A 5,189-nucleotide genomic window follows, 5' to 3' on the forward strand; every position below is an offset into this window, starting at 1 on the left:
GGTCTTGGGTAGAACATGATTTTGGGGTGAAGTTCATATCCAGCACTGAACTCCGTGTAGAAGAGTACCGCACACGGGAGCGCTTCACCAACTCGCCCACAATCCGAACGCGCCACAGGAAGCCCGAAGGTCGCCGATCGCGTCCCATTCCGGACGAGTCATCGCACTCAGCGTCATCTGCCTTGCCGAATTGCTGGTCGTCCTCGACAACACGATCGTGAACGTGGCATTGCCCTCCGTCGGCGTAAAACTTCGTACCAATGTCAGCGGACTTCAGCGGGTTGTCGACGCCTACACATTCACGTTTGCCGGACTCCTACTCGCCTTCGGCAACCTCGGCGACAGGCACGGTCGACGAAAGGTCATGGTCGTCGGATTGATCGGCGTCGGCGCCATGTCTGTCGCGGGTGCGATGTCGGGTTCACTGGAACAAGTCATTGCAGCCCGTGCTGCGATGGCCGGATTCGCTATCGCCATCGGTCCGATGTCCGGCGGCTGGCTTCTCGAGCACTTCTCCTGGCATTCCGTATTCTGGATCAACGTTCCGGTCGCCGCCGTCGCAGTCCTTGCAGTCCTGCGTTGGGTTCTGGAGTCGAAGTCGTCGAAGGTTCACACACTGCCTCACTGGTCGCGACCGGATCCGTTTTGATCTGCGCAGTTGTCGTCGCCGTTTTCCTCTCCTGGGCAGCCGCGGGCAACGCCTCGGTATTGCTCGCTTGGCGCAAGAAAGACTGAAAACAGCAAGAAGGCCGGCAGGGAGTAATCCCTGCCGGCCTTCTAGTGTTCAGCGAACTGCTTACGCGTCTGCAGCATCCTCGAGGAGGTTGCGCGTACGGTTCGGATCCACCGGGATGCCCGGACCGGTGGTGGTCGAAACCGTGATCTTCTTCACGTAACGGCCCTTGGCCGACGAGGGCTTCGCACGCAGGATCTCATCCAGCGCTGCGCCGTAGTTCTCCACCAGCTTCTCATCGTCGAACGATGCCTTGCCGATGACGAAGTGCAGGTTGGCCTGCTTGTCGACGCGGAAGTTGATCTTTCCGCCCTTGATGTCGTTGACAGCCTTCGTGACATCCGCGGTAACGGTGCCCGTCTTCGGGTTCGGCATCAGGCCACGGGGTCCGAGGACTCGGGCGATACGGCCGACCTTGGCCATCTGGTCAGGAGTCGCGATTGCGGCGTCGAAATCGACCCATCCACCCTGGATGCGCTCGATCAGGTCTTCTGCACCGACTACGTCAGCGCCTGCAGCCTCAGCTTCTGCTGCCTTCTCGCCAACAGCGAACACGATGACGCGAGCGGTCTTACCGGTGCCGTGGGGCAGGTTGACCGTTCCGCGGACCATCTGGTCTGCCTTACGGGGGTCGACGCCCAAACGAACTGCAACCTCAACGGTTGAGTCCATCTTGCTGGACGACGTCTCCTTGGCGAGCTTTGCAGCCTGAAGCGGGCTGTAGAGCTTGTCTGCGTCGATCTTCTCAGCGGCGGCGAGGTACGCCTTGCTGCGCTTTGCCATTTCTTCTGTCCTTACTTCTCACCGCAGTGCCGTACAACCTGCAGCGGGTGAATGGTTCAGTTGTGGTCAGGGCCTGGCCGGCCCTCCCACGCAATGCTGTGGAGCGGGCTAATTCAGCCCTGGACCGTGATGCCCATGGAACGAGCGGTGCCAGCGATGATCTTCGCGGCCTGCTCGATGTCATTGGCATTGAGGTCTTCTGCCTTGGTCTTTGCGATTTCGCGCACCTGATCCATGGTTACCGAAGCGACCTTGGTCTTGTGCGGCTCGCCGGAACCCTTGGCAACGCCTGCAGCCTTGAGCAGCAGTCGCGATGCGGGAGGGGTCTTCAGCTTGAAATCGAAGGTCCGGTCTTCGTAGACCGAGATCTCGACAGGCACAATGTTGCCGCGCTGGGACTCAGTCGCCGCGTTGTATGCCTTGCAGAACTCCATGATGTTCACGCCGTGCTGACCGAGCGCGGGACCCACGGGAGGTGCAGGGTTAGCCTGACCTGCGGGGATCTGCAGCTTGATGAGCCCTGCGAGCTTCTTCTTCTTTGGGGGCATCTCTAGTTCCTAGTTTCTAGCTTGGGTGTGTGTCTTGCGTCTTACAGTGCAAGTGTGGGGGTCAGATCTTCGCGACCTGGTTGAAGTTGAGTTCAACCGGAGTTTCACGACCGAAGATCGATACGAGAACCTTGAGCTTCTGCTGCTCGCCGTTGACCTCGCTGATGCTGGCCGGCAGAGTAGCGAACGGGCCATCCATGACGGTGACGGATTCGCCGATCTCGAAGTCGACCTCGATGAGGGGCTTGCCGAAGGACTCGGACGGTGCCTCGCCTGCTGCGACAGCAGCCGCTGCTGCCTGCTGCTTCTTCTGCTCCTGCTGCGGAAGCAGGAACTTTACGACGTCATCGAGAGACAACGGAGACGGACGCGATGTGGCGCCGACGAATCCGGTGACGCCCGGCGTGTTGCGCACTGCGCCCCACGACTCGTCGTTGAGCTCCATGCGGACCAGGATGTAGCCGGGCAAAACCTTGCGGTTGACCTGCTTACGCTGACCGTTCTTGATCTCGGTGACCTCTTCGGTGGGAACTTCCACCTGGAAGATGTAGTCACCGACGTCGAGGTTCTGAACGCGGGTCTCGAGGTTGGTCTTGACCTTGTTTTCGTAACCTGCGTACGAGTGAATGACGTACCAGTCGCCCGGTGCGCGGCGCAGAGCAGCCTTCAATTCCGCAACCGGATCCTCGACCTCAAGGTCGGCTTCGGGAGCAGCTTCGTCGGAGTTCTCGGCGTCCTCGGAGATGACGTCTTCTGTTGCTTCGGTCTCGACAGCGTCTTCGGTCTCGACAGCGTCGGCCTCGGTGCCATCGGCACTGTCAGCATCGGTGCCTTCGGCAACCACGACGTCTACTTCGGCTGCCGCCTCGGCAGAAACACGCTCTTCGGCCAAGGCCTCATTCGTGTCGTTCTCGGGGGTGCTCACTGGGGCACTCGCTTCCTCTCGTTACTCGGACCCGGGTCGGGTCGTGTCGCGCTCGCAGGCAAAGACGCCCGGTTGTACGGCGATCAGCCGAACAGCCAGGTGACACCCTTGATCACAGCGATATCGACGCCGCTGATGAAAGCGACCATGAAGACCACGAACGTCAGCACGACGCTGGTGTAGGTGATCATCTGCTTACGGTTCGGCCAGATGACCTTGCGGAGTTCTGCGATGACCTCGCGGAAGAACTTCCGAAGGCGCTTGAAGATATTGTCCTTCTTCGCCTTGGGCTTCTTACCGGGGTTCTTTGCAATCGGCTTTGCCGCTGCCGTCCGGGCCGGAGTCTTCACGGTGGACGTGCTGACCGAGGTGCCGCGTGCAGCGCGCTTTCCGGTCGGCTTGTTGGAAACCCCACTAGACGTGGAAGGCGACTCTTGGTCACCGTCCTTGTCCAGCGAGAGATCGGAACGCGTGGCCGCGTCAGCTGCAGTGTCGTCAACACCGGTCGAATCGGCAGACGGTGACGTCTCCGCATTCGATGTGTCGGCGTCGCGCTTGTCGCGCTCCTCGCTCACGTCGTTCCTCTCAGTCGCTGGCATCCGGGGGCAGGGGCGACAGGACTTGAACCTGCAACCTGCGGTTTTGGAGACCGCTGCTCTGCCAGTTGAGCTACGCCCCTTTGGTTGACGTCTACGGCTGACATTTTCATGCCTGTCGTTTCGATCAACCGCTCTGCGATCACACAACACACGCGCTACCCAAGGTGAATATCTTGCGACATTCAGGGCAGCGCGCAGCGCTGAGGAATCCCAGAAATCTCAGTGTACTTCAAAGCCCCGGAACAAACACAATCTACCCGGCTATCAGGCCAGACGGACGGTGGCAGTGGCGCGACCGAAGATTTTCTTGCCTTCGGACTTCGCCACAATTGCCAGTACTGCAGTCTTACTTTCTTCGTCGATCGACTTCACCTTACCGGTGAACTCGATCTCGGCAGCCTTGTCAGCTGCCACGATGACCGGGCTAGTGAACCGTACATTGTACTCGGTCACAGCGCCCGGGTCCCCCAGCCATTCGGTGACGTAGCCGGCACCGATGCCCATGGAGAGCATGCCGTGCGCCACCACATCGGGCAGGCCGGCAAGTCGAGCAACCTCGTCACTGAAGTGAATCGGGTTTGGATCACCCGCGACACCAGAATAGTTGGCGAGGTTTCCACGCGTCAGCGTGACGGCCTTCTCCGGAAGGAGATCGCCGACGCTCACGTCGGAAAATTTACGAAGCGACATGCATCATCACATCCTTGACTGCGTGGGCGATATTCTCGTCCACCTCGCCGCCGGTGCGGGCAACCAGAGTTGTCCACATCGTGACGACCTTGTCGTCGTTCTGATCGGTGATGATGTTCTTGGTTACGATGATGTCGCTACCTGCTGCCTGCCTGAACGAATCCAGGTAGACGTCGCAGAAGAGTCGATCCCCAACCTGAATTGGCTTATGCAGCACAACCCGTTGGTCGGTATGGAGAATCTGACTCAGGTCGTAGCCGGTGACGATTTCATCGAACAGACGTCGCTGAGCAATACTGCCCACGATCGCAACAAACGTCACCGGAGCAATCAGGCCATCGTATCCGAGGCCTTTAGCTGCGGTTTCGTCATAATGCGCGGGGTGCACGTTCTGGACAGCGCGAGCAAACTCGCGCACCTTCTCGCGCCCGACCTCGTAGAAGTCTTCGACACGATAGTGGTGACCAACCATCTGGACGGCATGAGCGGCCGGGTCCAGGGGGACCTCGGCCGCTGCCTCGTTCACTTGCAAATCTGTCACGCGGAAAAACTCTCTTCTAGCTTGGACCCGAAGACGCAGGCCCGGAGAGGGTTTTCCGCGAAAATCGCTGTCCGGTTAAGGACTGTGCTACTTCGACTCGCGATGCGACTGGTGGGTTCCGCAGTTGGAGCAGAACTTCTTGAGCTCCAGGCGATCGGGGTCGTTGCGCCGATTCTTCTTGGTGATGTAGTTACGGTGCTTGCATACCTCGCAGGCCAAGGTGATCTTGGGCCGAACGTCGGTCGAGGAGGCCACGGGATGCCTTCTTTCGGGTGTATCTGATTACGAGCAATCAGGGTGGATCATGCATATTGTGTAGCGGTGACCGGACTTGAACCGGCGACGCAACGATTATGAGTCGTTTGCTCTA

General features: G+C 59.5%; 7 protein-coding genes, 1 tRNA gene and 1 pseudogene. 1 reads left to right on the top strand and 8 read right to left on the bottom strand.

Features of this window, described 5'->3' with window-relative positions:
* Positions 1-136 precede the first annotated feature (136 nt).
* Positions 137-610: pseudogene (locus tag QM600_RS28810) on the top strand (MFS transporter); the annotation flags it as partial.
* 186 nt (positions 611-796) lie between these two features.
* Here the strand turns inward: QM600_RS28810 and rplA are convergent.
* The 8 genes from rplA to rpmG form a co-directional block, all read right to left on the bottom strand.
* Positions 797-1,516: a 50S ribosomal protein L1 gene (gene rplA, locus QM600_RS28815; protein ID WP_283265156.1), complete on the bottom strand. Its 720-nt coding sequence runs from the start codon at positions 1,514-1,516 to the stop codon at positions 797-799.
* 113 nt (positions 1,517-1,629) lie between these two features.
* Complete coding sequence (gene rplK, locus QM600_RS28820; RefSeq protein WP_283265157.1) at positions 1,630-2,064, bottom strand: 50S ribosomal protein L11; 435 nt, start codon at positions 2,062-2,064, stop codon at positions 1,630-1,632.
* A 61-nt stretch (positions 2,065-2,125) separates the two neighbouring features.
* Positions 2,126-2,989 (bottom strand): transcription termination/antitermination protein NusG, encoded by an 864-nt coding sequence (gene nusG / locus QM600_RS28825; protein ID WP_283265158.1) that lies wholly within the window; start codon positions 2,987-2,989, stop codon positions 2,126-2,128.
* Positions 2,990-3,072: 83 nt separating this feature from the next.
* A complete protein-coding gene (gene secE / locus QM600_RS28830; protein WP_283265159.1) occupies positions 3,073-3,564 on the bottom strand; it encodes a preprotein translocase subunit SecE in 492 nt (163 codons plus the stop codon).
* A gap of 31 nt (positions 3,565-3,595) precedes the next feature.
* Positions 3,596-3,668, bottom strand: a tRNA-Trp gene (locus QM600_RS28835).
* Positions 3,669-3,852: 184 nt separating this feature from the next.
* A complete protein-coding gene (hadB, locus tag QM600_RS28840; protein ID WP_094271794.1) occupies positions 3,853-4,278 on the bottom strand; it encodes a (3R)-hydroxyacyl-ACP dehydratase subunit HadB in 426 nt (141 codons plus the stop codon).
* Positions 4,265-4,750, bottom strand: coding sequence for a (3R)-hydroxyacyl-ACP dehydratase subunit HadA (gene hadA, locus QM600_RS28845; RefSeq protein WP_283265160.1), 486 nt, complete (start codon positions 4,748-4,750; stop codon positions 4,265-4,267). Before hadA ends, hadB begins: the two co-directional genes overlap by 14 nt.
* 156 nt (positions 4,751-4,906) lie before the next feature.
* On the bottom strand, positions 4,907-5,074 hold the full coding sequence (rpmG, locus tag QM600_RS28850; protein ID WP_094271792.1) for a 50S ribosomal protein L33: 168 nt from the start codon (positions 5,072-5,074) through the stop codon (positions 4,907-4,909).
* Positions 5,075-5,189 lie beyond the last annotated feature (115 nt).

The organism is Rhodococcus sp. IEGM 1379 (genome assembly GCF_030056815.1).
GTDB lineage: Bacteria > Actinomycetota > Actinomycetes > Mycobacteriales > Mycobacteriaceae > Rhodococcus_F.